30 protein-coding genes are annotated in these 26,399 nt (G+C 73.5%); 18 read left to right on the forward strand and 12 right to left on the reverse strand.

Annotated features, from left to right (window positions below; genetic code table 11):
- Nucleotides 1-18 precede the first annotated feature (18 nt).
- Nucleotides 19-495 carry a Cys-tRNA(Pro) deacylase gene (ybaK, locus tag Q5530_RS34715; protein ID WP_380635872.1) on the reverse strand — a complete coding sequence of 159 codons (477 nt, stop codon included), beginning with the start codon at nucleotides 493-495 and terminating at the stop codon, nucleotides 19-21.
- A gap of 256 nt (nucleotides 496-751) precedes the next feature.
- Here ybaK and Q5530_RS34720 point away from each other — a divergent pair, with 256 nt between their 5' ends.
- The 3 genes from Q5530_RS34720 to Q5530_RS34730 all read left to right on the forward strand — a co-directional run bounded on the left by Q5530_RS34720 (nucleotide 752) and on the right by Q5530_RS34730 (nucleotide 3,345).
- The gene (locus Q5530_RS34720) at nucleotides 752-1,378 is read left to right on the forward strand and encodes a sigma-70 family RNA polymerase sigma factor (protein ID WP_380635874.1); all 627 of its coding nucleotides are present in this window, start codon (nucleotides 752-754) and stop codon (nucleotides 1,376-1,378) included.
- Nucleotides 1,375-1,740 (forward strand): mycothiol system anti-sigma-R factor, encoded by a 366-nt coding sequence (rsrA, locus tag Q5530_RS34725; protein WP_415367063.1) that lies wholly within the window; start codon nucleotides 1,375-1,377, stop codon nucleotides 1,738-1,740. The genes Q5530_RS34720 and rsrA overlap by 4 nt, the downstream gene beginning before the upstream one ends.
- A gap of 132 nt (nucleotides 1,741-1,872) precedes the next feature.
- The gene (locus Q5530_RS34730) at nucleotides 1,873-3,345 is read left to right on the forward strand and encodes a class I tRNA ligase family protein (protein ID WP_415367064.1); all 1,473 of its coding nucleotides are present in this window, start codon (nucleotides 1,873-1,875) and stop codon (nucleotides 3,343-3,345) included.
- 303 nt (nucleotides 3,346-3,648) lie between these two features.
- On the opposite strand, the gene Q5530_RS34735 is transcribed toward Q5530_RS34730, so the two are convergent.
- The gene (locus Q5530_RS34735; protein WP_096498094.1) at nucleotides 3,649-3,723 is read right to left on the reverse strand and encodes a 50S ribosomal protein bL37; all 75 of its coding nucleotides are present in this window, start codon (nucleotides 3,721-3,723) and stop codon (nucleotides 3,649-3,651) included.
- 108 nt (nucleotides 3,724-3,831) lie between these two features.
- Here Q5530_RS34735 and Q5530_RS34740 point away from each other — a divergent pair, with 108 nt between their 5' ends.
- Together Q5530_RS34740 and Q5530_RS34745 are read left to right on the forward strand one after the other, a co-directional pair.
- Nucleotides 3,832-4,047, forward strand: a complete 216-nt coding sequence (locus Q5530_RS34740; RefSeq protein ID WP_415367065.1) for a biotin/lipoyl-binding carrier protein — start codon at nucleotides 3,832-3,834, stop codon at nucleotides 4,045-4,047.
- Entirely contained in the window at nucleotides 4,048-5,526 is a 1,479-nt protein-coding gene (locus tag Q5530_RS34745; protein ID WP_415367140.1) for a sensor histidine kinase, read from the forward strand.
- A 130-nt stretch (nucleotides 5,527-5,656) separates the two neighbouring features.
- Here Q5530_RS34745 and Q5530_RS34750 read toward each other — a convergent pair whose 3' ends face one another.
- Together Q5530_RS34750 and Q5530_RS34755 are read right to left on the reverse strand one after the other, a co-directional pair.
- Entirely contained in the window at nucleotides 5,657-5,911 is a 255-nt protein-coding gene (locus Q5530_RS34750) for a WhiB family transcriptional regulator (RefSeq protein ID WP_053719541.1), read from the reverse strand.
- Nucleotides 5,912-6,149: 238 nt separating this feature from the next.
- Nucleotides 6,150-7,094 (reverse strand): diacylglycerol/lipid kinase family protein, encoded by a 945-nt coding sequence (locus Q5530_RS34755; protein WP_415367066.1) that lies wholly within the window; start codon nucleotides 7,092-7,094, stop codon nucleotides 6,150-6,152.
- A 266-nt stretch (nucleotides 7,095-7,360) separates the two neighbouring features.
- Between Q5530_RS34755 and Q5530_RS34760 the strand changes: the two genes are divergently transcribed.
- From Q5530_RS34760 to Q5530_RS34770, 3 genes are all read left to right on the forward strand, one after another.
- On the forward strand, nucleotides 7,361-7,759 hold the full coding sequence (locus tag Q5530_RS34760; protein ID WP_380635885.1) for a hypothetical protein: 399 nt from the start codon (nucleotides 7,361-7,363) through the stop codon (nucleotides 7,757-7,759).
- A gap of 126 nt (nucleotides 7,760-7,885) precedes the next feature.
- Nucleotides 7,886-8,635, forward strand: coding sequence for a S1 family peptidase (locus tag Q5530_RS34765; protein ID WP_415367067.1), 750 nt, complete (start codon nucleotides 7,886-7,888; stop codon nucleotides 8,633-8,635).
- A 228-nt stretch (nucleotides 8,636-8,863) separates the two neighbouring features.
- Nucleotides 8,864-9,658: an SAM-dependent methyltransferase gene (locus tag Q5530_RS34770; protein WP_415367069.1), complete on the forward strand. Its 795-nt coding sequence runs from the start codon at nucleotides 8,864-8,866 to the stop codon at nucleotides 9,656-9,658.
- Nucleotides 9,659-9,682: 24 nt separating this feature from the next.
- Here Q5530_RS34770 and Q5530_RS34775 read toward each other — a convergent pair whose 3' ends face one another.
- Entirely contained in the window at nucleotides 9,683-10,174 is a 492-nt protein-coding gene (locus Q5530_RS34775; protein ID WP_415367070.1) for a MarR family transcriptional regulator, read from the reverse strand.
- Nucleotides 10,175-10,247: 73 nt separating this feature from the next.
- Here Q5530_RS34775 and Q5530_RS34780 point away from each other — a divergent pair, with 73 nt between their 5' ends.
- The gene (locus tag Q5530_RS34780) at nucleotides 10,248-10,718 is read left to right on the forward strand and encodes a hypothetical protein (RefSeq protein ID WP_415367071.1); all 471 of its coding nucleotides are present in this window, start codon (nucleotides 10,248-10,250) and stop codon (nucleotides 10,716-10,718) included.
- On the opposite strand, the gene Q5530_RS34785 is transcribed toward Q5530_RS34780, so the two are convergent.
- The 4 genes from Q5530_RS34785 to sodN all read right to left on the reverse strand — a co-directional run bounded on the left by Q5530_RS34785 (nucleotide 10,693) and on the right by sodN (nucleotide 13,035).
- Entirely contained in the window at nucleotides 10,693-11,178 is a 486-nt protein-coding gene (locus Q5530_RS34785) for a GNAT family N-acetyltransferase (protein ID WP_415367072.1), read from the reverse strand. The genes Q5530_RS34780 and Q5530_RS34785 overlap by 26 nt on opposite strands.
- On the reverse strand, nucleotides 11,171-11,776 hold the full coding sequence (locus Q5530_RS34790) for a histidine phosphatase family protein (RefSeq protein ID WP_380635896.1): 606 nt from the start codon (nucleotides 11,774-11,776) through the stop codon (nucleotides 11,171-11,173). Before Q5530_RS34790 ends, Q5530_RS34785 begins: the two co-directional genes overlap by 8 nt.
- A gap of 59 nt (nucleotides 11,777-11,835) precedes the next feature.
- Nucleotides 11,836-12,345: a hypothetical protein gene (locus Q5530_RS34795; RefSeq protein ID WP_415367073.1), complete on the reverse strand. Its 510-nt coding sequence runs from the start codon at nucleotides 12,343-12,345 to the stop codon at nucleotides 11,836-11,838.
- A gap of 270 nt (nucleotides 12,346-12,615) precedes the next feature.
- Nucleotides 12,616-13,035 carry a superoxide dismutase, Ni gene (sodN, locus tag Q5530_RS34800; RefSeq protein WP_415367074.1) on the reverse strand — a complete coding sequence of 140 codons (420 nt, stop codon included), beginning with the start codon at nucleotides 13,033-13,035 and terminating at the stop codon, nucleotides 12,616-12,618.
- 114 nt (nucleotides 13,036-13,149) lie between these two features.
- On the opposite strand from sodN, the gene Q5530_RS34805 reads away from it, so the two are divergent.
- The gene (locus tag Q5530_RS34805; RefSeq protein WP_415367075.1) at nucleotides 13,150-13,452 is read left to right on the forward strand and encodes a S26 family signal peptidase; all 303 of its coding nucleotides are present in this window, start codon (nucleotides 13,150-13,152) and stop codon (nucleotides 13,450-13,452) included.
- Nucleotides 13,453-13,490: 38 nt separating this feature from the next.
- Here Q5530_RS34805 and Q5530_RS34810 read toward each other — a convergent pair whose 3' ends face one another.
- Nucleotides 13,491-14,084 carry a dTDP-4-dehydrorhamnose 3,5-epimerase family protein gene (locus tag Q5530_RS34810; protein WP_415367076.1) on the reverse strand — a complete coding sequence of 198 codons (594 nt, stop codon included), beginning with the start codon at nucleotides 14,082-14,084 and terminating at the stop codon, nucleotides 13,491-13,493.
- A gap of 289 nt (nucleotides 14,085-14,373) precedes the next feature.
- Here Q5530_RS34810 and Q5530_RS34815 point away from each other — a divergent pair, with 289 nt between their 5' ends.
- The 4 genes from Q5530_RS34815 to Q5530_RS34830 all read left to right on the forward strand — a co-directional run bounded on the left by Q5530_RS34815 (nucleotide 14,374) and on the right by Q5530_RS34830 (nucleotide 20,298).
- Nucleotides 14,374-15,555 carry an NAD(P)-dependent malic enzyme gene (locus Q5530_RS34815; protein ID WP_415367077.1) on the forward strand — a complete coding sequence of 394 codons (1,182 nt, stop codon included), beginning with the start codon at nucleotides 14,374-14,376 and terminating at the stop codon, nucleotides 15,553-15,555.
- 222 nt (nucleotides 15,556-15,777) lie between these two features.
- Entirely contained in the window at nucleotides 15,778-18,990 is a 3,213-nt protein-coding gene (locus Q5530_RS34820) for an EAL and GGDEF domain-containing protein (RefSeq protein WP_415367078.1), read from the forward strand.
- 49 nt (nucleotides 18,991-19,039) lie between these two features.
- On the forward strand, nucleotides 19,040-19,534 hold the full coding sequence (locus Q5530_RS34825; RefSeq protein WP_415367079.1) for a YbaB/EbfC family nucleoid-associated protein: 495 nt from the start codon (nucleotides 19,040-19,042) through the stop codon (nucleotides 19,532-19,534).
- Nucleotides 19,531-20,298, forward strand: coding sequence for a hypothetical protein (locus Q5530_RS34830; RefSeq protein WP_380635910.1), 768 nt, complete (start codon nucleotides 19,531-19,533; stop codon nucleotides 20,296-20,298). Before Q5530_RS34825 ends, Q5530_RS34830 begins: the two co-directional genes overlap by 4 nt.
- 140 nt (nucleotides 20,299-20,438) lie before the next feature.
- On the opposite strand, the gene Q5530_RS34835 is transcribed toward Q5530_RS34830, so the two are convergent.
- The gene (locus Q5530_RS34835; protein WP_415367080.1) at nucleotides 20,439-21,998 is read right to left on the reverse strand and encodes a bis-aminopropyl spermidine synthase family protein; all 1,560 of its coding nucleotides are present in this window, start codon (nucleotides 21,996-21,998) and stop codon (nucleotides 20,439-20,441) included.
- A 103-nt stretch (nucleotides 21,999-22,101) separates the two neighbouring features.
- On the opposite strand from Q5530_RS34835, the gene Q5530_RS34840 reads away from it, so the two are divergent.
- Genes Q5530_RS34840 through Q5530_RS34855 form a run of 4 tightly spaced genes read left to right on the forward strand, consistent with a single transcriptional unit; the run spans nucleotide 22,102 to nucleotide 25,400 of the window.
- Nucleotides 22,102-23,151: an ABC transporter ATP-binding protein gene (locus tag Q5530_RS34840; RefSeq protein WP_380635914.1), complete on the forward strand. Its 1,050-nt coding sequence runs from the start codon at nucleotides 22,102-22,104 to the stop codon at nucleotides 23,149-23,151.
- Between the two features lie 49 nt (nucleotides 23,152-23,200).
- A complete protein-coding gene (locus Q5530_RS34845; RefSeq protein ID WP_415367141.1) occupies nucleotides 23,201-23,803 on the forward strand; it encodes an ABC transporter permease in 603 nt (200 codons plus the stop codon).
- Nucleotides 23,800-24,519, forward strand: a complete 720-nt coding sequence (locus tag Q5530_RS34850; RefSeq protein WP_415367081.1) for an ABC transporter permease — start codon at nucleotides 23,800-23,802, stop codon at nucleotides 24,517-24,519. Before Q5530_RS34845 ends, Q5530_RS34850 begins: the two co-directional genes overlap by 4 nt.
- Nucleotides 24,516-25,400, forward strand: a complete 885-nt coding sequence (locus Q5530_RS34855; RefSeq protein ID WP_415367082.1) for an ABC transporter substrate-binding protein — start codon at nucleotides 24,516-24,518, stop codon at nucleotides 25,398-25,400. Before Q5530_RS34850 ends, Q5530_RS34855 begins: the two co-directional genes overlap by 4 nt.
- A gap of 192 nt (nucleotides 25,401-25,592) precedes the next feature.
- Here Q5530_RS34855 and Q5530_RS34860 read toward each other — a convergent pair whose 3' ends face one another.
- The gene (locus Q5530_RS34860) at nucleotides 25,593-26,369 is read right to left on the reverse strand and encodes an IclR family transcriptional regulator (RefSeq protein ID WP_415367083.1); all 777 of its coding nucleotides are present in this window, start codon (nucleotides 26,367-26,369) and stop codon (nucleotides 25,593-25,595) included.
- Nucleotides 26,370-26,399 lie beyond the last annotated feature (30 nt).

The following is a 26,399-nucleotide window of genomic DNA, read 5'->3' on the forward strand; positions in this document are numbered from 1 at the left end:
TGACCTCCTGACCCGGGGTCAGCCCGCGATCGGGGCCACCACCGCCTGGGTCAGGCGCACCAGGTCCGCCGGCGCGAGCTCGACCTCCAGCCCGCGCCGACCCGCCGAGCAGTAGACGGTCCCGAAGGACTCGACCGAAGCGTCCACCACCACCGGCAGTCGCTTCTTCTGCCCCAGCGGCGAGATGCCGCCCGCCACGTACCCGGTGGCCCGCTCGGCCGCCGCCACGTCGGCCATCCTCGCCTTCTTGCCCTTCAGCGCCGCCGCCAGCGCCTTCAGGTCCAGCTGACCGGTGACCGGCACCACACCCACCGCCAGCCTGCCGTCCACCTCCGCCACCAGCGTCTTGAACACGCGTTCGGGTGAGATCCCGAGCGCTTCGGCCGCCTCCAGCCCGTAGGACTCGTGCCGGGGGTCGTGCTCGTAGGTGTGCAGCTCGTGGGCCACCTTCTGCTTGTCCAGCAACGCGGTGGCGGGCGTCCCGCGTCCGGCCATGATCGCGCACCCTAGTGGAGGGAATGCCCGCCGAGGCGCCCGCGTTGCTCGGGACGTGGCTACCGAGGTGAAGGACCAGCGGGTCGGGCAGTCGGTCACGGCACGGCCGACCGGCGGACGGGCGGACGTCGGGCGACCGGGGAAGGCGCGCCCGCCGCGTGGTTCGGCTCACTGCCGTCCCACCGCCCGCCGCGTATCCTCGAACGCGTCCCAGACGACGTCCACCGCGCTGACCGGCAGGTGGGAAGGGAGCGCGGTGCCAGCCACGCGAACGCAGGTCCCGCCTAGCGACGAGACCTCGGCCGAGCGCGCAGCCAGGTTCGAACGCGACGCCATGCCGATGCTCGACCAGCTGTACTCGGCGGCCCTGCGGATGACCCGCAACCCGGCCGACGCCGAGGACCTGGTGCAGGAGACCTTCCTCAAGGCGTACGCGGCGTTCCAGTCGTTCGCCGAGGGCACCAACCTCAAGGCGTGGCTGTACCGGATCCTCACGAACACCTACATCAACGGCTACCGCAAGAAGCAGCGCCAGCCGCTCCAGCAGCCCACCGACGAGATCACCGACTGGCAGTTGGCCCAGGCGGAGAGCCACACGTCGTCCGGGCTGCGGTCGGCCGAAGTGGACGCGCTCGACCGGCTGCCCGACTCGGACGTCAAGGACGCCCTCCAGAGACTGCCCGAGGAGTTCCGGATCGCGGTCTACCTCGCGGACGTCGAAGGCTTCGCGTACAAGGAGATCGCAGACATCATGGGCACCCCGATCGGCACCGTGATGTCCCGGTTGCACCGGGGCCGCAGGCAGTTGCGCGAGCAGCTGGCGGACGTCGCGCGCGAACGCGGCTTCCTCCGCGACGGCAGCCGGGAGGTGGCGGGACGATGAGCTGCGGCGAACCGCACGAGACCGACTGCTCCGAGGTCCTGTCCGAGGTCTGGCTGTTCCTGGACCACGAGTGCGACCAGCGGCGCAAGGAACTCCTCCAGTCCCACCTGGACGAGTGCCACCCGTGCCTGGAGCAGTACGGCATCGAGGAGCACCTGAAGGCGCTGCTGGCCCGCAAGTGCGGCGGCGAGCTCGCGCCCGAGGAGCTGAAGCGGCGCCTGCGCGCCCACCTGTTCCAGACGACCGGCGAGGGCACCGTCGAGGTCGAGGTCGAGATCACGACGACCACCCGGGCCGCCGCCGCGCCGTCCTCGTCCCGGTCTTCCCAGTCCTCCCAGCCCTCCCGGTCCTCCTCGGACTGACGCGAGCCCGCAGAACGGCGCCGGACCTCCTCGTGGTCCGGCGCCGTTCGCGTCACCGGGGGGCGCCCGGAAACCCCGGTGCGCGCGACGCGGCCCGTTGCTACGGTCGCGCGGCCGACCCCGGGAGGGCCGATGCCGCGGTTCTACGTGACCACCTCGCACCTGGACCCCGCGCGGGCCGAGGTGCCGGCCGACGTGCTGGCCCGCCACCACCGCCTGCGGGGCGACCGGGTCCGCTTCCTGCTCGTCTCACCCGATCGTGGCACCAGGGACCTGCTGGCCCTGTCGTCCACCGACACCGTCACCCCGGAGGACCCCGCGCACCACGCCGGCGTGGCACGCCTGTGGCGCGCGTGCGAGGCGGCGGGCGACCTGAGCCGGGGGCCGGGGGACGAGTGGTCGTTCCGGCTGTCGAGGCACACCGGGCGGCTCCGCGAGCTGATCGCGGCCGGTGAGCTGCGGATCGCGCCCGCCGCCCGCCGCGACGAGGTGCTGGAGCTGCTCGCCGCCGGGCTGCCGGACGTGCGCGCGGCCGGCCCCGCCGGTCGGGGCGTGCCGGTGCCCGACCACCCCGGCCTGGCGCTGGAGCGGTGGTGGGACGTGGCGACCGGCGTGACCGGCCTCGGGTACGGCGCGGACGGCCCCAACCACCGGCGCTGGTGGCTGGAGAGCGACCGGCGGGTGCACGTGGTCGGCGCGGACGGGTTGCGGCTGCACGCGATGCTGTGGCCTGCGGTGCTGCTGTCGGCGGGGTTACCGCTGCCGACGGACGTCTACGCCCACGAGCCGGTAGGTGGGCTTGGGCTGACAGAGCTTGGGCTGACGGGGCTTGGGCTGACTGACCTCGACCCGACCGGCCTCGGGCTGACCGGCACCGACCCGACCGGCCCTGGTCGGCCAGGCTCCGATCCGACCGGCCCGGACCTCGCCGGCCTGGCCGAACACCACGGCGCCGACGCCGTGCGGTGGTGGCTGCTGCGCACCGCGCCGGACGCCACCGCGCCGAACCCCGCCGCACCGAACCCCGCCACCCACCTGCCGACAACACCCGACGGCCCGCCCACCTCCACCGATCACCCGACCGACCACCCGACACCCCCGGCCGCCGACCGCCCGACGACCTCCACGGCCAACCGCTCGGTCACCCTCGCCAACGACGACCTGGCCACCGCCCTCGGCGCCCTCGTCGACCGCGTCACCACCATGGTCCACCGCTACCGCGCCGGCCGACCGCCCGTCGCCGACCCGCCGGCGGGCGCCGAGCCCCTGCTCGCCGCCTGCCGCGCCGCGCCCGAGCAGGTCCGCGAGGCGCTGGCCTCGTTCGACTTCCGGCGGGCCACCGACGCGGTGTGGCGGATCGTCGAGCAGGCCCGTCGCTACGCCGACCGCGCCCGCCCGTGGGACCTGGCCCGTGCCGACCGCGCCGGTGGCCGCGACGCCCGTGACCGGCTCGACGCCGTGCTGGCCGTCCTGCTCACGGCCTGCCGCGTGCTGGCGACCGAGCTGACGCCGTTCCTGCCCACGCTCGCCGCCGGCATCGCGGGGCAGTGCATCACGCTCACCGACTCGCTCGCCGCGCCTCGGTCCCTGTTCCCCCGGCGGTGAGGGTGCGCGGGGTGAAGTGAGCGCGGTGAGGGTGCGCTGGGCGGGGGTGTGCGGGGTGCGGGGCGAGCGGGGTGGTTGCCCGGGACTCCATTTCATTGACAACCGATGGGCGTAACAGCGTTTCCGTACATCTCCGGGTCTGCTTCACCCGGTCGTGCGACAAAGTCGCAGGGTCCGGCGCCGCCCGACCCCTAACGCGCCCCTACCCCGCACGGCCATCCAACCCACCGACCCCCAGAAAACCGAAGGCCCCGAGAGCCGCAGCTCCGGGGCCTTCGCGACACCACACCGCCGAACGACGGGTCAGGCGTTGGGGCGCTTCCCGTGGTTGGCGCCGCCCTTCTTGCGGTCGCGGCGCTTGCGGGCACGCTTCGACATGGGGTTCTCCTAGTGCTCGAACTACCTCACGTCAGTGTGTCACGACCCCTGATCCGCCCATCACCGGGCCTGAACCGTGGTTGGATTGCACCCGAGCGAAGGAGGGCCATGGCCGAGGAGATTCGCGCCGAGATCGTCGCCAACGTGGCGCAGATCTCCGTCCGGGAGGGCGACGAGGTCGACCACGAGACCACCGTGGTGGTCCTGGAGAGCATGAAGATGGAGATCCCGGTCCTCCCGGAGGGCTCCGGCAGGATCACCCGCATCGCGGTCGCGCCCGGCGACGTGGTGCAGGAGGGCGACCTGATCGCGGTGGTGGAGTAGCTGTCCACGCTCACCGATCTGCTCGCCGAGCACACCAAGCTCTCCGGCGCCGCCGTCGACCACCTCCAGCTGGTGGTCGCGGAGTGGCAGCTGCTCTCGGACCTGAGCTTCGCGGACTTCCTGATGTGGGTGCCGCTGGACGACCGCGAGTTCCTGTGCGTCGCCCAGGCCCGGCCGACCACGGCGCCGACGGCGCACCCCGAGGACGTCGTGGGGAGCACGGTCGACGTCGACGAGCACCCGCAGCTGCGGCGCGCCATCTCCGAGCGGCGGATCTGCCGCGAGGAGGACCCGCGCTGGCACCTGGGCGTCCCGGTGCGCCGCGAGGCCATCCCGGTCAAGCGGAACGACGAGGTCATCGCGGTGCTCAGCCGCAACACCAACCTGGCCGTGCCGAGGGTGCCGAGCCCGCTGGAGATCTCCTACCTGGGCAGCGCCGCCGACCTGTGCCAGATGATCTCCGACGGCACGTTCCCGACCACCGAGCCCTCACCGGACGTGCACACGAGCCCGCGCGTCGGTGACGGTCTGATCAGGCTCGACGCGTCGGGCGCGGTGGTGTTCGCGAGCCCCAACGCGCTCAGCGCCTACCACCGCATGGGTCACGCCTCGGACCTGGTGGGCGTGCACCTGGCGCCGTTGACGCGGTCGCTGATCGGGGACCCGTTCGACGCCACCGAGGTCGCCCAGCGCATCCGGTCGGCGCTGGACGGCCAGCCGTCGATGCGCATCGAGGCCGAGTCGCGCCGGGGCGCGGCGGTGCTGTTCCGGGCGCTGCCGCTGCGGCCGCGGGGCAGCGCGGCGGGTGCGCTGGTGCTGTGCCGGGACGTCACCGAGGTCCGCCGGCGGGACCGGGCGCTGATGTCCAAGGACGCGACGATCCGCGAGATCCACCACCGGGTGAAGAACAACCTCCAGACGGTGGCCGCGCTGCTGCGCCTCCAGAGCCGCCGGACCAGCAGCGAGGAGGCCCGCGAGGCGCTGGCCGAGTCGGTGCGCCGGGTCACCTCGATCGCGCTCGTGCACGAGACGCTGTCGATGTCGGTGGACGAGCGGGTGGACCTGGACGAGGTGGTGGACAGGGTCATCCCGATGATGTCCGACGTCGCGGCCACCGAGTCCCAGGTGGTGGTGCGCCGGGACGGGCCGTTCGGCATCGTGCCCGCCGAGCTGGCCACGCCGCTGGTGATGGTGCTGACCGAGCTGGTGCAGAACGCCTTCGAGCACGCGTACGCGGCGGGCCAGCGCGGCGAGGTCGTGGTGCACGCCGAGCGGTCGGCGAAGTGGCTGGACGTGGTGATCTCCGACGACGGCCGAGGCCTGCCGCAGGGCTTCTCGCTGGAGCGCACCGACCGCCTCGGGTTGCAGATCGTGCGGACACTGGTGGAGTCCGAACTCAGGGGCTCCTTGAGCTTGCGGCGTCGCCCCAAAGGCGGTACAGAGGCGGTCCTGCGCGTGCCCCTCAGAGCGCGGCGTTAGACTGCTCCCCGTGCACACGTGACAACCTGCCTCAGCGGGGTCACGTGGTCATGCGGGAGGGTGTGCAACACAAACGAAGGGCCCGACACCTGGCACGGTGTCGGGCCCTTCGCTGCTGTGTGTTGTCGGCTCAGGCGTTGCTGCGAGCCCGGGTGCGAGCGTTGCGGCGCTTGAGGGCGCGACGCTCGTCTTCGCTCATCCCGCCCCACACGCCGGCGTCCTGGCCGCTCTCCAGTGCCCACGAGAGGCAGTCGGAGACGACGGGGCAACGGCGGCAGACGGTCTTCGCCTCGGCGATCTGCAGGAGCGCAGGACCGCTGTTCCCAACGGGGAAGAACAGCTCGGGGTCCTCGTCGCGGCAGATCGCGCGGTGGCGCCAGTCCATTGGAACTACTCCTCAGCTAGGCGCGCAAAGGCGCGCCGGTCGTCAGCGGTCGGTTTTGGGGTGCTTGTGAATGCTTTCACGAACGGCCGGGATGTCAAGGGGTTAGCACTAACCCGGTGAGTGAACTCACCCGAAAGATCGACTGAGTTCACCTGTGGTTTCACGCAGAGGCATCACCGCAGGCCACAACATCGCGGATCGATCGCGTGACGGTCACGCGTCGGTCACACGAACGTGGTCACACCGCCACGGTCAGCGCACCCGGCACACCCGTGAACTCCACCTCGGTGCACTCCCCGAGCAGGTCTCCGTCCACCTGCAGGTTGACAGGCTCCCGGGTCGTCACCCGGACGTACTCGACGTCGTCACGCCGGAGCAGGTTCGCGCCCCTCGGGTTCCCATCCGTGGTCAAAAGATGCGCGACGTAGCGCAAAACCGTGGGCAAACCCATCCCGTGCAGGGCGAACAGGCCCAAACCGCCGTCGAACGACGTGCTCGGGTTGAGCCGGATCGCCTTGTCGCCGAGGTAGGTCCACGGATCGGTGTTCGACACGAAGGCCAGCCGCACGTCCTCGAACGGCGGTTCGTCCGGGATCTGCACGGTCAGGCAGGCGGGCTGCCGGCGCTGGGTGAAGTAGCTGGCCAGCGCGGTGCGCGCGTAGAGGCCGGGCGACGCCTGGAGGCCCCTGGCCCGCTGGTGCTCCACCTCGGCGACCACGTCGGCGTCCCAGCCGACGCCCGCGTTGAAGGTGAACCAGCGGTCGTGGTCGAGCTCCCCGCCCGAGGAGGCGACCTTGCCGAGGCTGACCCGGCGGCTGGTGCCGTGCTCGATGGCCTGGAGCAGGCGGTAGGTCGCCTCGACCGGGTCGCGGGGCAGGCCCAGGGCGCCCGCGAAGACGTTGGCCGAGCCGCCGGGGACGACCCCGAGCAGCGGCAGCCCCGGTCGCGCGCCACCGCGCAGCACGCCGTTGACGACCTCGTTCACCGTGCCGTCGCCGCCGTGCGCGACCACCAGGTCGTACCCGTCCACGACGGCTCCCGCGGCGGCGTCCGCCGCGTGCCCCCGGTAATCGGTCTCGACGACGTCGAGCTTCACCTCGCTGGCCAGTGCGTGCGCCAGCACGTCCCGACCGCCGGGCGTTGTCGCCGTCGCCTGCGGGTTGACCACCAGAAGTGCGCGCACTACCCCAGAGTAGGACAGTGCGTGACCTGAGGCAGATCGCGCTTCACCCGGTAGGGAGGTTCAGGATGCCCGGAAGTGGGCAGGCTCTCCTTTCCCGCAGAGCGCTGCGGAGCCTCGTGACCAGCATCCGCGACAAGTGCACCCCGGCCCGACCGCCGGCTCGCCGAAGACTCCCTTGATCTTCGCCCCTGGCGCGGCCGAAGGGGACTCGCCAACCGGGTGGCCTACGATGCGTGACGAGTACTCACGGTGAGGAAAGGCCCAGCGTGTCGAACCGGAATGGGGTACCCGCGGCGGTCCGGGTGGCCGGCGCGCTGACCGCCCTGGAGGCGCTGGCCGCGCTGGCGTTCGCGGTCGCCCTGGTCGTGCGGTCGTTCAGCGTCGAGGACGCGGGGGCGGTGCTCGGCGAGGCGGCGTACTTCGCCGTGCTCGGCGGCGGGGTGCTCGCCGCCGCGATCGGGCTGCTGCTGGGCAGGCACTGGGGTCGGACGCCGGCCGTCGTGCTGCAACTGCTGCTCCTGGGCGTGGCCTGGTACACCTACGGGCCCTCCGGGCAGCAGCTGTGGGGCGCGCTGGTGGGCGTCTACGCGGCGGTGGCGCTGTACCTGCTGTTCACCAACCCCGTGCGCCGCTGGGCGCTGGGTGTGGACGAACAGGACGATTAGGTCTTTCGGTCCCAGACCATGGTCTGGACGCTCGCCTACTAACGGCGGGTGGCCCCGCTCACTCCAACGAGTGACGCTGTGGGTGGTGAATTCACCACTCCCTGCGTTCGTTGAGGTGACGAATCCATGCGACTCACTCGCGCCCTGTCCGCGGCCGTCGGAGCCACCGCCGCAGTGCTGTCCGCGCTGGCCCTGACGGCGGTCGCGCCGACGGCCTCCGCCCAGGAGACCGACGGCGTCCAGCCGTACATCATCGGCGGCGGCACGGCCAGCAACGCGCCCTGGGCGGCCCGGCTGTTCCGCAACGGCCAGCAGAACTGCTCGGCCACCATCATCGCGCCGACCTGGGTCCTGACCGCGCAGCACTGCGTGGCGTCCTCGGGGACCTACACGTTCCGCATCGGCAGCCTGGACCAGACCACCGGCGGCACGATGGCCACCGCGACCCAGATCATCCAGCACCCGTCGGTCGACCTGGCGCTGGCGCGGCTGGACCGGTCCGTCTCGGGCACCTACGCGCCGCTGGGCACCACCACCGCCGTGGCGGTCAACCAGACCGTGCAGCTCTACGGCTGGGGCGCGACCTGCACCAACCAGCCGGAGATCAACTGCCAGTCGCGCTACCTCAAGTACGCCGACACCCGGGTCACCTCGGTCAACGGCCGCGACTACCGCGGTGGCGTCGCCATCTCGGTGACCCGCGTCAACGGCATCGCCGCCGGCGGTGACTCGGGCGGCCCGATGTTCGCCACCAGCCCGGTCGACGGCCGCCGCTACCAGGTCGGCGTCGCCTCCACCTCCGACCGCTCCACGCGGTCGAACTACACCGCCGTCACCCGCTACCGCGACTGGATCCGCTCCTACGCCGGCGTCTGACCGCGAGGCTCCCGACCGGGGGGCAGGACATCCCGTCTTCCCCTGCGCCGCCCCCCGGTCGGGGTACCACCCGGGCCGTTCCGGCCCACCCACCAGTTCCAATCACCCTGCGTGTTCACGATTGGCGGATGGACACGAACGGAGTAGCCAGATACGGTTCTGCAGGCGTTCACGCCACTCCGGGTGCCGTGCAGGGTGAGGTGCGCAGTGCAGAACCCCCCGAGATGGGTGTCGACGAACGACGACGTCGAACGGCCCAACGTGGCCCGGCTCTTCGACTACTACCTCGGCGGGGCGCACAACTTCGCGGTCGACCGCAGGTTCGCCGAACTGGCCATGCCGCAGATCCCGACCGCGGAGATCGTCCAGCACACCCGCGCGTTCCTGCGCCGCACGGTGCGCGTGTGCGTGGCCGCGGGCATCCGCCAGTTCCTCGACCTGGGCTCCGGCATCCCGACCGCGGGCAACGTGCACGAGGTGGCCCAGCAGGTCGACCCGACGTGCCGCGTGGTGTACGTGGACAACGAGCCCACGACCGTCGCCCACAGCCGCGCCATGCTGCGGGACAACCCGGGCGCCTCGATCGCGGAGGCCGACATCCGGGACGTGGGCGCCGTGCTGTCCGCCCCCGAGGTCCGCGGGCTGATCGACCTGTCCCAGCCGGTGGCCGTGCTGATGGTCGCGATCCTGCCGTACCTCGGCGACGCGGACCGGCCCGTCGAGCTGGTCGCCCGCTACCGGGACGCGGTCGCGGACGGCAGCTACCTGGTGATGAGCCACCTGACCGCCGACGAGCAGCCGGAGATGGTGGAGCAGCTGGTCGGCGTGACGGCCGAGTCGCTGTCCCCGATCGTGGCGCGGTCCAAGGCGGAGCTGGAGCCGCTGTTCGCGGGCTACGAGCTGCTGGAGCCGGGGCTGGTGATGGCCACCCGGTGGCGCGGCGAGGGCGCGCCGGAGAGCGGCGCGGAAGCGGTCGCCTACGGCGCGGTGGGGGTGAAGCGCTCGTCCGCCCGGGGGTGGTGAGCGCGGGTTCCTCGGCGCGTCGGCTCACCGCGGCCCGGGTGAGCGCCCCTCGGTGAGCCGCCGCGTCTGCTCCCTGAGCACGTCGACGGTGCGGACCACCCAGTCCCCGATGACCCGCTGCTCCTCGGGCGTGTAGCGGGCGGAGAGCTCCGCCATCGCGGCGCTCAGGCCCGCGAAGACCTGCCCGAACGCGCCGGGGACGGCGGTGATCACCACGCGCCGGCGGTCCTCGGGGTCGGGTTCGCGGCGGACCAGGCCCGCGCGTTCGAGCCGGTCGGCCACGCCGGTCACCGCGCCCGGCGTCAGGTTGATCTCCTTGGCCAGGGCGCCCGCGGTCATCGGGCCGCGGCCGGCGATGAGTGCCAGCGCCCGCTGGTCGACCGCGGTCACGCCCAGGTGCGCGCCCACGGCCTCGTGGAAGGCCACCACGGCGGTGCTCAGCTCGCGCCCCTGGTCACGTGCTTGGTCCCGAGTCCTGGCCTGCTCTTCGCCCCGCGCCTCGCTCCCTTCGCCCATGCCCGGCACTTTACCGCTGCTGATATTTCAGTACACTGAACTAAAATATTTGACGGCAGAGGGGGTTGTTCGGGTGGCTGAGTTGCGCTTGGCGCTGGAGGTGCCGAGGTGGGCGGCGCGGTTCTACCTGCGGCACTGGCCGGTGGTCGTCGGCCTGTCGCTGGTCGCGTCCGTGCAGCGGCTGGTGGCGGTGAACCGGGGCCTGCCCGGAGTCGCGGGGTTCGCCTCGGAGGTGGTGGTGCTGGCGGCGCGGATCGCGCTGGTGGTCGTGGTGTGGCGGCTGGCCGTGCGCGGTGAACGACCGAGGTGGGCCGCCGCCCGCGCGTTCGCCTCCCACCACCGGCGGTCACTGCTGTGGCAGGGCGCGATGCTGACGGCGGCGTTCCTGGTCTTCGACGTCGGCCTGGAGTCGCTCGGCTCGTCGCCGACCTACCTGGCCGTGCTGCTGTTCGTGAAGAACCCGACCGTCATCGCGTTCACGGTCGTGTGGTGGGTCGGGATCGTCCGGCAGGCCGCCGTCAGCCGTCCCGTCCCAGTCGGGTGAGCGCGTCGTCGGTGAGGCGGAAGACGGTCCACTCGTCCATCGGGACCGCGCCGAGCGACCGGTAGAAGCCGATCGCCGGGTCGTTCCAGTTGAGCACCGCCCACTCCAGCCGGGCGTAGCCCTGCCGCGCGCACTCCTCCGCGAGGGCCTGGAGCAGCGCCCGCCCGAGGCCGCCGCCGCGGTGGTCGGGCTGGACGAAGAGGTCTTCGAGGTAGATGCCGTGCGTGCCGCGCCAGGTGGAGAAGTTGAGGAACCACAGGGCGACGCCGACGACCCGACCGTCCACTTCGGCCACGTGGCCGAACAGGGAGGCGTTCGGGCGGAACAGGACGTCGTGCAGCTGCTCGGTGGTCAGCCGGCACTCGTGGCGGGCGCGCTCGTACTCCGCCAGCTCCTCGACCAGGGCCACGATCGCCGGCACGTCGTCCGGGCGGACGCGGCGGACGCGCGGGTCAGTCAACGTCGACCTCCCAGGCGGGCACGTTCAGCCGGCGCACCTGGGGGTCGCCGCGCTCGTCGCCGAGCACCGCGGTGCCCGCCGGGTCGAGGCCGAAGTGCACGCCCTGGTCCGGGGGCAGCTCCAGCCAGGCGGCGATGAGCACGCGGCTGAAGTGCCCGTGGCCGACGAGGACCACGTCACCGCCCCGCAGGGCCCGGCGAACGCGGTCGAGCACCGCGGTGGCGCGGCGGTGCACCTGCTCGGCGGTCTCGCCGTTGGGGGACGGGTGGGTCCACACGGTCCAGCCGGGCACGGTCTCGCGGATCTGCGGGGTGGTGAGGCCCTCGTGGTCGCCGTAGTCCCACTCGCCCAGGTCCTCGGTGCGCTCCACCTCGTGGAGGCCGGCCAGCTCGGCGGTGCGCCAGGCGCGTTGGCGCGGGCTGGACAGGACCAGGGCGGGCGGCCGGTCGGTGCCGCGCAGGCGGGCGAGGACGGCCCCGGCGCGGCGGGCCTGCTGCACGCCGACCTCCGTCAGCGGGATGTCGGTGCGGCCGGTGTGGCGACCGGTCTCCGACCACTCGGTCTGGCCGTGCCGGAGGAGGTAGACGTGTGACGTCACGTCGTCGATCTTACGGTCGGACGGTCGCCGGCGGTGGTGGGACGCGCCCCACACATGCCTCAACCGACTTCGGCCTTCCACCTGCCCGTCGCGTCGACGAATACCGCCTTGACGGTGATCCGCTCGGAGTCGTCCACCTCATCGCTCACCCGGACGTCGATCACCCGGACGGTGGTCGCGTGTACGAGCTCCATCTCGTTGAGGATCTTCTCGACCTGCGCCAGGGTGGCCGAGAGGTCCGCCTTCCGGTAGCTCTTCGGACCCGGCCGGCGGTTGTCGCGGTGGGCGATCGACATGCCGCTCTGCACCCCGGGGTGCGCGGTGTCCCGCACGTACTTCTGGTTGGCCTCGGCGTTCTCGACGTCGTCCGACGGCAGGCGCTGCACCGGCGGGGCCCAGGTGACCAGCCGGCTGACCGCGGCGTTGCCCGCGGCGCGCTGGAGCCCGATGACGTGCCCGGCCGACCGCGGCGGGGCTGTGCGGGTCGGCTCGTCGACGTGGCGGCGGGCGCGGGGGCCCGCCGGGGCGTGGGCGGCGAGGTCCTGGTCTTCCGGGCGGGTCCTGGCCATGGTTCCTCCAAGCCCGTCGGCGGCGCGACGCCGCGGACGAGGTCGACCGGTTCGAACCCAGGTCGCGCAGACGGGACGCACCACGGTCGTGCGGGCGGCAGGAGGTGTACGGGTGGCTGCCCATCGGTACCAGCTCGGCGTCGACGAGCGCGGGGAGGGTGGTGTGAGCGCGGAACGGCGTCGACCGCTCAACGGCGGTGGTGGACGCACGACGACGCTGACCAGCGGAAGGCGTTCCCGCTGGTCAGCGTCGTCGTGGTGCGAGGTGGATCAGGCCGCGGCCTTGGTCTCCCAGAAGATCTTGTCGATCTGGGCGATCAGGTCGAGCAGTTCCTGCCCCTTGGCCGGGTCCATGGAACCCTTGGCGCCCGACGCGCCGGCGGCCTTGGTCGCCTTGTTGAACAGCTCGTGCAGCTCCGGGTACTTCTCGAAGTGCGGCGGCTTGAAGTAGTCGGTCCACAGCACCCACAGGTGGTGCTTCACGAGCTCGGCGCGCTGCTCCTTGATCAGGAGAGCGCGGGTCCGGAACTCCGGGTCCTCGTTCGCCTGGTACTTCTCCTGGATCGCCTTGACCGACTCCGCCTCGATCCGGGCCTGAGCCGGGTCGTACACACCGCACGGGAGGTCGCAGTGCGCGGTGGCCTCCGGGAGTGGGCGGCGGAGTGAACGGATGCGCGACAGAAGTCGCATCTTTCCTCCCTGACAGTGGATGCTCCGACGTGCGGAACCCTACTCCGGGGGCGTCGCGCGGGCAGGCGGAGGTGATCGTTGGCACCGGACGGGCGTGGTGCGGAGGTCAACCCGTTGCCGCTGGTTCGGGTGGTCGGGCCGTCGATGGCGCCGACCCTCCGCGGCGGGGACGTCGTGCTGGTCCGGTACGGGGGGCGGCCCCGGCCCGGTGACGTGGTGCTGGTCAGGTGGGCCGCGCGGCCCGCGCAGCTGTCGGTCAAGCGGGCGGTTCGCGAGGTCCCCGGCGGGTGGCACGTGGAGGGGGACAACCCGTTCGCCTCGACCGACTCGCGCGCGCTGGGCGCGGCGGAGGTGGTGGGCGCGGTGCGGTTCCGGCTCTGGCCCCGGCCGCGGCGGCTTCGTCGACGCCCCGGCTGACGCGCCCGGCTGACGCGCCGGACGCCGGTGGTCCGGTCTCAGCCCTTCAGCTGCGCGTACCACGCCTGGCAGGCGTCGTACGAGGGCAGCAGGCCCGCCACCCGCGCCTCCTCCAGGGTCGGCGCGGCCGCGTCCTTCGGCGACAGCACCGGCTCGATGTCGACGGGCCACGGCAGCTCCACCGACAGCGGGTGGACGCCGCGCTCCGCCTTCGGGTTGAAGCCCTCCGAGCACAGGTAGGAGGCGACCGACCCGTCCTCCAGCGACATCAGCGCGTGGCCCAGCCCCTCGGGCAGGTACACCGCGTTGAACCGGTCGGCCGACAGCTCCGCGGCGTCCCACTCGCCGAACGTCGGCGACCCGACCCGCAGGTCGTACATCACGTCCAGGAGCCGCCCGCGCGAGCAGTGGACGTACTTGGCCTGGCCCGGCGGCACGGTGGCGTAGTGCAGCCCCCGGACCACACCGCGCCGGGACTCGCTGTGGTTGGTCTGCGCGACCCGCAGCGGGTGGCCCACGGCCTCCTCGAACGCCTCCGCCTGGAAGGGGGCGACGAACAGCCCTCGGTCGTCCGGGAACACCGAAGGGGTGAACTCGAACGCCCCGGGAATTTTCAGCTCACGTGCCTTCATGCCGGACACCCTAGGGCCCGGCGATTCTTGACCGATCCTGCCTGCGGAAACTGACCGGTCGGTCCAGAAAACCGGACGTACGTCTCGTGAAAATGGCCTCTGACCTGCGAAAAGACTGTGATCCCCGTCGCAGACAGCGATCGTCCGCGCTGCCATGCTTGCCCGCACACCGCCTTCCAGGGCGGCCCCGCGACCGCGTGGGCCGACCCGCAGCCAGGCCCCGTCGACCCGCGTGACCACGCCGGTCCCGGTGCGCCACCGCCATTCGCGCACCGCAGGAGGGACTTCCGTGACCGCAGTCAACGAGCCGCTCACGACCGAGCTGACCGACGACGAGATCTTCGCCGCGCACGAGGGCGGCAAGCTCGGCGTCGGCACCACCGCCTCGCTGGCCGACCCCCGCGCCCTGTCCATCGCCTACACGCCCGGCGTGGCCCGGGTCAGCCGCGCCATCGCCGACGACCCGGCCCTGGCCGCCCGCTACACCTGGGCGCACCGCCTGGTCGCGGTGGTCAGCGACGGCACGGCCGTGCTCGGCCTGGGCGACATCGGCCCCCGCGCCTCCCTCCCGGTCATGGAGGGCAAGGCCGCGCTGTTCAAGACCTTCGGCGGCCTGGACTCGATCCCGCTGGTGCTCGACACCACGGACGTGGACGAGATCGTGGAGACGCTGGTCCGGCTGCGCCCGTCCTTCGGCGCGGTCAACCTGGAGGACGTCGCCGCGCCCCGCTGCTTCGAGCTGGAGGCCCGGCTCGTCGAGGCCCTGGACGTGCCGGTCATGCACGACGACCAGCACGGCACCGCCGTGGTCGCGCTGGCGGCCCTGCGCGGCGCCAACGCCGTGCTCGGCAAGCGCGTCGGCGACCAGCGGGTGGTCATCTCCGGCGTGGGCGCGGCCGGGGTGGCCTGCGCGAGGATCCTGCTCGCGGCGGGCGTGGGCGAGGTGACGCTGGTCGACTCGCGCGGCATCGTGCACGCGGGCCGCGACGGGCTGAACCCGGTCAAGGCGGAGCTGGCCGAGGTCACCAACGCGAGCGGCCTGCGCGGCGGCATCGCGGAGGCGCTGCGCGGCGCGGACGTGTTCGTCGGCGTGTCCTCCTCGCGGGTGGAGGAGGAGCTGATCGCGGCCATGGCGGGCGACGCGATCGTGTTCGCGCTGTCCAACCCCGACCCCGAGGTGCACCCGGAGGTCGCCGGGCGGCACGCGGCCGTGGTCGCGACCGGGCGCAGCGACTTCCCCAACCAGATCAACAACGTGCTGGCCTTCCCCGGCATCTTCCGGGGCGCGCTGGACGCCGGCGCCCGCCGGATCACCGAGGGCATGAAGCTCGCCGCCGCGGACGCCATCGCCGCGGTCGCCGCCGACGACCTCGCCGTCGACCGGATCGTGCCCAGCGCGCTGGACCCCCGGGTCGCGCCCGAAGTGGCCGCCGCGGTGGCCTTGGCAGCCCGGCAGGACGGGGTAGCCTGACCGGAGTCGGAGTTGGGAGAGCTCCGGCCGCATCCGTCCGTACCCCTCGATTGACAACGAAACCGCCAAGGTGTTGTTTCGTTAACCCGTTGAGGGGTGGGCGATGACGCTCCGAAGCGCTACCGTCCCTCTCCTCGGGTGAATATTGCCCGTGGAGAGGGACGCCGTTTTCGGGTGCGGTCGGGCCGGTCATCCCTGCCGTAGACACGGGAAGGTGGGACCGTGCCCAAGCGGGTTGGACGCGCTCCGGTGGTGCTCGACCCGGCCCGCCCGCCGAACGGCGAGGTGGAGCTGGGCGGTCTCGCGCTGCCCGAGGCGCCCGCGCTGCTGTGCGACCCCAAGGGCGTCGTCATGCGCGCCAACCCCGGCGCGGTCGCGCTGTGCCGGGCCCGCTCCGCCGACGACCTCGTCGGCCGCGACCTGACCGACCTGCTGCTCGGCGACGCCGAGGACCTGCGGCTGCGCCGGGTCGACGGCGTGCTGCTGCCGGTCCGCGTGGTGCGCACCCACGTGCCGGGCACGGGCCTGCACGCCGTGCTCATGGTGGACGTCTCCGACCTGGCCAGGGCCGCCGAGGACCTGCGCGACGAGCAGCGGCGGCTGCGCACCGTGCAGCGGGTCGCCCAGATCGGCTCCTGGGAGTACGACCCGGACACCGGCGTCACGGTCTGGTCCGAGTCGCACTACGAGATGATGGGCGTCGAGCCCGGCGAGGTGGTCCCCGGCGCGCGGGCCGTGCTGGACGTGGTCCACCCCGACGACCACGAGATGGTCGCCAGCTACTGGGCGAACCGCGCGCTCGACGGCAGCCCCATCGACATCGTCTACCGGATCGTCCGGCCCGACGGCGGCCTGCGCTGGATCCGCGGCGTCGCCGAGGCCAAGGTCAGGTCCGACGGCCGGACCCAGTTCATCACCGGCTACATCCGCGACATCACCGACCAGTGGCGCTCCGACCGCGCGCTGGAGACCGAGCGCGCCCGCCTGCTGGAGGCCCAGCGCATCGCCCGCATGGGCAGCTGGAGCTACGAGTTCCCGACCAGGGCGGGCCGGCCCGGCACCGTGCACCGCAGCGAGGTGCTGCTGGAGATGTACGCCGAGCTGGGCGTGGTCCCCGACGACGACCTGCTGTGCGGCGTGCGCGCGGAGGACCGGGCCCTGCTGGAGGACCTGCGCCGCCGGCTGCTGCGCGGCGGGGACGGCGAGGACGGGCCCGACGGCCGCACGCTGGAGGCCGAGGTGCGCGGCGAGCTGGGCGACCGCGTGTACGTGTGCCGGGCGCGGGCCGAGGCCGAGGGCGGCCGGGTCACCCGGCTGCACGGCACCGTCCAGGACGTCACCGAGGCCCGCGCGCTGGAGCGGCAGCTGCGCGCCGACCGCCGCCGGCTCGCCGACGCGCAGCAGGCCGCCCAGCTGGGCGTCTGGGAGTGGAACCTCCAGACCGGCGAGGTGATCTGGTCGGACATGATGACCGAGCTGTTCGGCGTGCCGCGCGAGGAGCACACCCACTACCAGACCTACCTGGACCTGGTGCACCCCGACGACCGGGGCTGGGTGGACGACCTGTGGCAGCAGCTGGCCGGCGAGGAGGTCCCGATCCAGCTGGAGCACCGGCTCGTGCGCCGCGACGGCAGGGTGCGCGTGTTCCGCTGCTACGGCGTGGTGGTCAAGGGCCCGGACGGCAGGCCGCTCGCGGTCGGCACCGCCCAGGACATCACCGAGCAGCGGGCCACCGAGACCCGCATGAAGCGGTCCAGCCAGCGCTTCGCCGACCTGGTGTCGCTCACGCCCGTGGGCATCGGCCTGTTCGACGAGGGCGAGCGGCTGGTGGACGCCAACGACGCGCTGTGCGACCTGCTCGGCATGGACCTGGAGCAGCTGCGCGGCATGACCGCGGGGCAGCTCACCCACCCCGACGACAGCGGCAACCCCCTGCCGCCGATCGACGAGATGTCCGCGCCGGGCGCCGAGCGCTCGTTCAAGATCCCGCAGCGCATCCTGGTGCGCCGCGACGGCGTGCAGGTCTACTGCGAGCTGCACATCGCGCTGTCCGTGCAGGACGACGGCCGCCGGTTCTGGCTGATCGTGTTCCAGGACATCACCGAGCGCCGCCGCACCGCCGAGGCGCTGCGCCACCAGGCCACGCACGACGAGCTGACCGGCCTGCCCAACCGGGCGCTGGTCAAGGAGATGCTGGCGGACCTGCTGGCGTCGCCGGGGCGGGCCAAGGTCGCGGTGCTGTTCTGCGACATCGACAACTTCAAGCGGGTCAACGACTCGCTCGGCCACGACGCGGGCGACGAGCTGCTGGTGGCGCTGGCCCGGCGGCTGGAGGGCGGCCTGCCCGGCAGCTGCACCGCGGCCCGGCTGTCCGGCGACGAGTACGTGATCATCTGCGAGGACCTCGACGAGGTGGGCGGCGTGGACAAGCTGGCCACCACGGTGGCGAGCCTGCTGCGCACGGCCGTGCCGGTGCACGGGCAGCTGGTCCGGGTGTCGGCGTCGATCGGCGCGGCCGTGCCCAACGGGTCCCGGGTCACCGGCAACGACCTGCTGCGCTTCGCCGACGCGGCGATGTTCGAGGCCAAGCGCGCCGGCGCGGGCCGGGTGTCGCTGGCCAGCGCCGCGCTGATCGCCTCCGCCGACCGGCAGGTCCACCTGGAGGGCCAGCTGCGCGAGGCGCTCCAGCACGACGGGCTGACGCTGCACTTCCAGCCGGTGGTCGGCGTGGACGGGACGGTGCTGACCGCGGAGGCGCTGGTGCGCTGGCCGCACCCGGACCGCGGGCTGCTGCCGCCGGACATCTTCCTGCCCGTGGCCGAGCAGGGCGACCTGCTGCGCGAGCTGGACCGGTGGGTGCTGCGCACGGCGCTGAAGGAGGCGGCGGGCTGGCCGTCGCCCGGCGGCCGGGCGGTGTCGGTGGCGGTGAACCTGGCCGGGTTGGTGCCGGGCGACCCCGAGTTCGTCGACATCGTGGCCGACGCGATCGCCGAGGCGGGCATCGAGTGGGACCGCGTGGTGCTGGAGCTGGTCGAGACCGCGCTGGTCGACCTGCCGTCGCGGGTGCGGCAGTCGATGGACGAGCTGGTGGGCCGCGGCATCCGGTTCGCCGTCGACGACTTCGGCACCGGCTACTCGTCGCTGGCCCGGCTCAAGGACCTCCCGGCGCAGATCATCAAGGTCGACCGGAGGTTCGTCTCGGGCGTGGGCAACGACTCGTCGGACTTCGCGGTGGCCAAGGCCGTGGTGGACATGGCGCGGGCGATGGGCCGCGAGTGCGTGGCCGAGGGCGTGGAGACCGCCACCCAGTTCCACGTGCTGCGCGGGGTCGGCGTGGACGCGTACCAGGGCTGGCTGTTCTCCCGGCCCGTGCCGCCCAGGGAGTTCCGGGCGGTGCTGGCGCTGGGACCCTTGCACATCCCCCGCGCCGGCTGATTCGGGATACTCCACGATCGGGTGACTACGTGGAGCGGGGGGCGGTGCGGTGGACCAGGCACGGATGATCGCCGACCTGGAGGCGAGGGCGCGTGACCTGGCCCGGCGGTCGCGGGAGGTGCGGGCGGGCATCCGCGCGGCGGAGGCGGTGGTCGGCTCGCCCGACGGGGTGGTGACGGCGACCGTCGCGCCCAACGGGGCGCTGCGGGACATCCGGTTCGCGCTGCCCGCCGAGGGGGTGTCGGACGCCCGGCTCACCGAGGTGGTGATGGAGACGGTCCGGCGGGCGCAGGCCCAGGTGGCGCGGCGGGTGGCGGAGGTCGTGGAGGTCGAGTTCGGGGGGACCGAGGCGATGGAGTTCCTCACCGGGTTCCTGCCGGAGGGGGCGCCGGAACCGGTGGAGCGGGTGGCGTTCGTGACGCCGGTGGAGCGGGTGGACGCCGTGTCGTCGGTGGAGCCGCCGCCCGCGCCGGTCGAGGTGCCCGGGTTGCCGTTGCCGCGCAGCCTGTGGTGCCCCGAGGACGGCGGTGAGGCGGCGCGGTGAGCGGTCTCGACCTGCGGTCCGGCGTCGACCTCGGCGGGGACGCGTTCGGCGTGCTCCTGAGGCCCTTCGCCGACGCGGCGGCGCGGGCGGTGGAGGACGTCCGGCGCGCCGGACCGGACGTCGGGGTGGGCGAGCCGTCCCGAGCCGCCCGCAGCCGCGGGCTGGCCGCCGCGTGGCTGGACACGCTCGGCGCGGTGCTCGACCCGCTGGCCGCGTTCGCCGAGGCCGACGTCGGCTGGCTGGTCGAGCACGTCGCCTTCCTGCGCGCCCCGCTGGACTGGCTGGCCGGCGACGGCGAGCGGGTCAAGGACGCGGTCGCCCGGTGGCGGCAGGCGTCGATCGACCTGGACCGCCTCGCCCGCGAGCGGCGCGACGAGGTGGAGGTGCAGGTCGCCGGGTGGGCGCCGCGCGCGGCGGAGGCGTTCCGGCACGCGCGGGCGGCGTGGGTGGAGGAGGCGCTCGCCGCCTCGCGCCGGTGCGGGGCGGTCGCCGACCACGTGTCGATGGCGGGCACCGCCGTGGCGGCCGTGCGCGGCGTGGTGCGCGACCTGGTCGTCATGTTCGCGCGCGAGGTGGTGCGCAACGCCGCCGTGGCGCTGGCCGCGGCCGAGGCGAGCGGCGGGGCGTCGGTGGCGGAGTTCACCGCGTGGGCGGTCGGCCGGGCGGCGGCCGTGCTGGCGCGGATCACCGAGCAGGTCGCGAAGCTGCTCGGCGCGGTCGCGCGCATCCTGGGGCGGCTGGAGGAGCTGGCCCGCCCGGTGTGACGGAGCCGACCCCGCGGTCAAGCCCTTCGCGGCCAAGCCCCCGCCGCCGGCCCCGTGGCCAAGCGCCTCCGTGCCCGACCCTCCGTGCCCGACCCTCCGCGGCCAACCTCCCCGCAACCAACCCCCGCGGCCGCTCGGGATCAGCCCGCCGACTCCCGGACCAGCGGCAGCAGCGCGGCGATGCGGTGCCGGGGCAGGTCGATCAGCCTCAGCTCCAGCTCGTCCTCGTCCTCGACGCGCCCGTCGACCCGGTCGCGCGCCTCGCGCTTGGTCAGCTGCCCCCGCGACGCGGTGACCAGCGCCTCCCGCCACACGTTGCCCAGCTTGCCGTGCGCCCGCGACAGCACCTCGCGCACGGCCAGGCCGCCCGCGTCCAGCGTGCCCGCCAGCACCTGGTCCGCCACCACGACGCAGTGCTTGCCGTCCGGGGTGGACCGCAGGAACCTCAGCGCGAACCTGGTGCCCACCAACGACGTCAGCGCCCGCTGCCCCTTCTCGGAGGCGACGTCCGGGTGGTTGTTCGGCACCAGCGCGGCCATCCGGCCCGGCGAGCACGCCAGCAGCGTCCGCAGCAGCCACGGTCCCGGGTCGCCGGACAGGTCCACCGCCAGGGACGCCGCGCCCTTGCCGACCGGCTCGGCCCACCCCGGCCGGCGCGGCTTCGGCGGCGGCGAGGACTCCGGGCGCGGGGCCAGGTCGACCAGCGCCTCCAGCGCCCGCGAACCCGGGCCGGACGCCTCCACCGACTGCGGGCCGTGGGTGTAGATGGCGGTCTTCGGCGGCGCGCCCGCCGAGCGGCGGGTGGTGGGCCGGCACACGTACAGGTCCGCCGCGCTGCCGATGGCCTGCGCGCCGTCGAACCGGTGGAACGCGGGCAGGACCGCCTCGAACAGCAGGCCCAGCTTCTGGAGCTCCTGCTGGACCTTGAGCCCGAGCGCGGGGGTGCGCTCGCTGAACCCGTGCGCCAGCAGGACCCGGCCCCGGCCGAGGTCGGCCAGGCACTCGATCGCCCGGGACGCGAACAGCGCCATGCCCTCCGGCGTGTAGGGCGGGTCGCTGAACACCAGGTCCGCCGACTCCAGCGCGGCGGGCGGCAGCCCGAACCGGAAGTCCGCGTGCAGCGCGCGCACCGACCACCCGCGTTCCCCGGCCAGGGTCGCGACGTGCTCCAGCAGCCGGTCGTCCACGTCGACCACCACGACCGACACCGCCGGGTTCACCGCGCACACCGCCAGCGAGGTCAGGTCGTGGTCGCCCAGGCACAGCAGCGTCCGACCGGCCAGGTCGTAGGTCGCGTCCAACCACAGCGCCCGCCGCAGCGCGGTTTCCGGCGTCGCCTGCACGTGGTCCAGCGCGGCCAGCGGCGGCGGCACGGCGGCGATGTCGGCCCGGATCGACCGCAGCTGCCCCGCGTGCCCGCGCACCAGCTCGTCCAGCGGGTCGGGCAGCTCGCCGCCCGCGCGGAACTCCGCGTAGTCGGCGGCCTTCGCCGGGGTCACGCGGTGGCGGTCACCGCTGGTCTCCAGGTCGTCACCGATCGCGGCCAGCAGCTCCTGCACGGTGCGCCGGGGCACTGCGGGAAGCCGCACCAGCTCCGCGAGCGGGTGCCAGTCCTCGATCAGCAGGTCCACCACGCGGCGGAGCTTGCGCGCGTGCACGCCTCGTGCGGCCAGCAGGGCGCGCACCGGTTCGGTTGCCACAAACGGTGCAGCGTACTGACCGGATGGTGGAACGCCGTGCCCCGGTCCGGGTGACGGGCTAGGGTCGTTCGACGCTTGGCGCCCATCGGCAGGAGGAGCACGGGTGATCGAGTTCCGCGACGTGACCAAGCGGTTCGGCGACGGCACCACCGCGGTCGACGGCCTGGACCTGGTGGTCGAGGCGGGCACGATCACGGTCTTCGTCGGCCCGTCCGGGTGCGGCAAGACCACGTCGCTGCGCATGGTGAACCGGATGCTCGACCCGACCTCGGGCACCGTGCTGGTGGACGGCCGCGACGTCATGGCCGTGGACCCGCCGACGCTGCGGCGCGGCATCGGGTACGTCATCCAGCAGGCCGGCCTGTTCCCGCACCGGACGGTGCTGGACAACGTGGCCACCGTGCCGCTGCTCACCGGGTGGACCCGGCGGCGGGCGCGGTCGCGGGCCGCCGAGCTGCTGGAGCTGGTGGGCCTGCCCGCCGAGCTGGGCCGGCGCTACCCCGTGCAGCTGTCCGGCGGGCAGCAGCAGCGCGTGGGCGTGGCGCGGGCGCTGGCCGCGGACCCGCCGGTGCTGCTGATGGACGAGCCGTTCAGCGCCGTGGACCCCGTGGTGCGCGAGGGGTTGCAGGACGAGCTGCTGCGGCTCCAGGCCGAGCTGGACAAGACGATCGTGTTCGTCACCCACGACATCGACGAGGCGGTGCGGATCGGGGAGAAGGTGGCCGTGCTGCGCGTCGGCGGCGTGCTCGCGCAGTACGCGCCGCCGGCCGAGCTGCTGGCCCGCCCCGCCGACGACTTCGTGGCCGGGTTCGTGGGCAAGGACCGCGGTTACCGCAGTCTGTCCTTTCTGGACGCTTCCGGGGTGGAGGTCGCCGACGCGCCGACCGTCGCGCCCGCCGACGGCCACGCGCCCGGCGACGGCTGGCGGCTGGTGGTCGGCGCGGACCGCAGGCCCAGCGGCTGGGTCGCGCCGGACGGCGCGCTCGTGCCCGGCGGCTCGCTCTACGAGGTGGGCGCGCCGGTGCGGGGCGCGCTGGACTCCGCGCTGTCCTCGCCGTCCGGCCTGGGCGTGGCCGTGGACGCCGAGGGCAGGCTGGCGGGCGTGGTCACCGCGCGGCAGGTCCTGGACGTGATCGAGCGCGGCCGTGGGTGAGCTCGGGACCTACCTGGCCGACGCGGGCACGCGGGCGGCGCTGGTGGACATGCTGCTCGACCACGTCTACCTGTCGCTGGTCCCGCTGCTGGTGTCGGTGGCGCTGGCGGTCGTGCTCGGCCTGCTGTGCCACCGGTTCCGGCGGGTGCGGTCGGCGCTGGTCGGGCTGTCCAACGTGGTCTACACGATCCCGTCGCTCGCGCTGTTCGCGATCATCCCGGCGATCGTCGGCACGCGGGTGCTCGACCCGCTCAACGTGATCATCGCGCTGACCGCCTACACCACCGCGCTGCTCGTGCGACCGGTCGCCGACGCGCTGGACGCGGTGCCCGAGCACATCACCGCCGCCGCCACCGCGATGGGCTTCCGGCCGCTGCGCCGGTTCCTGGCGGTGGAGCTGCCGCTGGCCGTGCCGGTGCTCGCGGCGGGCGTGCGGGTCGGCTCGGTGAGCAACATCAGCCTGGTCAGCGTCGGCGCGCTGATCGGCACCGGCGGGCTGGGCGCGCTGTTCACCGACGGGTTCCGCCAGCGCTACCTCGCGCCGATCATCGTCGGCATCGTGCTGACGCTCGTGCTCGCGCTGGTGGTCGACCTGCTGCTGGTGCTGTTGCGCAACCTGCTGACGCCGTGGGCGAGGCTGGAGAAGCCATGATCTTCGCGGACGCCTTCGCGTGGCTCGTCGACCCGGTCAACTGGACCGGCTCGAAGTCGATCCCGGTGCGGGTCGGCGTGCACCTGCTGTACTGCCTGGGCGCGGTGCTCGGCGCGGCCGCCGTCGCGGTGCCGCTGGGCCTGTACGTCGGGCACACCGGGCGCGGCGGCGTGGTGCTGGTTGGCGCCGGGAACGCCCTGCGCGCGCTGCCCACGCTGGGCCTGGTGACGTTCCTGTACCTGGTCGCGGGCGGCGGCGCGGTCGGCGTGCTGATCGGCCTGGTGGTGCTGGCCGTGCCGCCGATCCTGGCGGGCACGTACGCGGGCATCCAGGACGTGGACCGCGGGGTGGTGGACGCCGCGCGCGGCATGGGCATGACCGGCGCGCAGCGGCTGTGGCGGGTGGAGGTGCCCAACGCGCTGCCGCTGCTCGTCGGCGGCCTGCGCAACGCCACGCTCCAGGTCGTCGCGACCGCCTCGGTCGCGGCGTACGTGGGCATCGAGACGCTGGGCCGTCCGCTGCTGGACGGCCTCCGGGTGCTGGACTACGGGCAGTTCGTCGGCGGCGCGGTGGTCATCGCGCTGCTGGCGGTCGTGCTGGACGTCCTGCTCGCGGGGCTGGGGCGACTGGTCGTCCCGGCCGGGTTGAGGCTGCGGACGCGGCCGGGTCGCCGGGAGAAGCCGGTGACCGTCGAATCGGGAGGAAGCACGGCATGAAGCGCACGTGGGCCGTCATCGCCGCGGCGGCCGCGCTGGTCGTCACCGGCTGTGGGTCGCAGGACGACCTGAGCGGGGCGAACCAGCAGGCGGCGTCCGGTGAGGTCGTGGTCGGTTCGGCCGACTTCACCGAGAACAAGATCCTGGCCGAGATCTACGCCGGCGCGCTGCGGGCGACGGGCGCGACGGTGTCGGTCAAGGCCGGCATCGGCGCGCGCGAGCTGGTGGTGAAGGCGTTGCAGGACAGGTCGCTCGGCGTGGTGCCGGAGTACAGCGGCAACCTGCTCAACTACTTCGACAAGACCAACACCACGACCGGGTCCGAGGAGGTCTACGAGGCGCTGAAGGCCAAGACGCCCGAGGGGCTGGAGGTGCTGGCGCAGTCGTCGGCGGAGGACAAGGACGTCCTGGTGGTCACCGCGGAGACCGCGGCCGGCGGCGTGAAGTCGATCGCGGACCTCGGCGCGGGCAAGTACGCGCTCGGCGCGGCCGGCGAGTGGGCGCAGCGCTGGGAGGCGAAGGTCGACGAGCTGTACGGGGTGAAGTTCACCGAGATCAAGACCACCGACGCGGGTGGGCCGGTGACCGTGGACGCGCTCAAGAACGGCGAGGTGCAGGTGGCCAACCTGTACACCACGTCGGCCGACATCGCGGCCAACGGGTTCGTGCAGCTGGAGGACCCGAAGACGATGTACCCGGCGCAGAACGTGGTGCCGCTGCTGCGGTCGGACGCGGTCGACGCCAAGGGGCGGGAGGCGCTGGACAAGGTGTCGGCGGAGCTGACCACCGAGATCCTGGCGGACCTGGTGAAGCAGGTGGACGTGGACAAGAAGACCATCGCCAACGTGGCGGCGGACTTCCTGAAGAACGTGTCGTTGTAGGTCTTCAGGTCGGCTTCGACGGCCCGGTTCCCGGTGGGAGCCGGGCCGTCGCGCTGTTCCGAGTGTGGAACTCACCCGTCCTGAGCGTTCGACACGGTGGTCCTGGGTGTTCGACTCGCGCGGGCTGAACGTGTAACTCGGGGGGTCTGGAGGTACGACTCGCGGGGGCTGGGCGTACGACTCGCGGGGGTGTCAGGTGCGGCCGCCGATGCGGGAGGTCAGCTCGTCGGCCGCCCGCCGGACCTCCGCCGCCAGGTCGGGCCAGGTCTCGCCGCACTCCGCCGCGCACTCGTGCCGGAAGGTCACCGTGACCGCGGCGATCGGGCGCCGGCCGTGGTCGAAGACCGGGGCCGCCACCGAGGCGAACCCGGCCGTGACGTAGCCGTCCTCCACGGCCCAGCCGCGCCGCCGCTCCACGGCCAGCAGCCGCCGCAGGGCGGGCAGGTCCGCCGGCCCGCGCCCGGTCCGGTCCACGAACGAGGCCGCCCCCGGGAACAGCGCCCGGACCTGCGCCGCGGGCAGCCGCCCCAGCACCGCCCGACCCGACGCGGTCAGGTGCGCGGGCAGCCGCACGCCCACGTCCGACACGATCGTGGTCGGCTGCCGGGGCTGCTCGCGCACCAGGTAGAGCGACTCGGCCCCGTGCAGCACGCCCAGGTGCGCGGCGCGGCCGGCGGAGTCCACCAGCCGCCGCAGCACCGGCCCGGCCAGCCGCTCCAGCGGGTCGTGCCGCAGGTAGGCCGACCCGAGTTCGAACGCGGCCACGCCCAGCCCGTAGCGTCGCTCCTCGGGGAAGTGGGTCGCGAACCCGGCCGCCGCCAGCTCCGCGAGCAGGTGGTAGGTCGTCGACCGGGGCAGGGACAGCTCGCGGGCCACCGCCGCCGCCGACAGCGGTCCCGGCCTGCTCGCCAGCAGCCGCAGCACGGCGAGTCCCCGGCGCAGCGCCGGCACGTCGCTGCTGGCTCCCACGGGACCCATTCTCAACAAATCGGCGGTCGC

The organism is Saccharothrix sp. BKS2 (genome assembly GCF_047689505.1).
GTDB lineage: Bacteria > Actinomycetota > Actinomycetes > Mycobacteriales > Pseudonocardiaceae > Actinosynnema > Actinosynnema lopnurensis.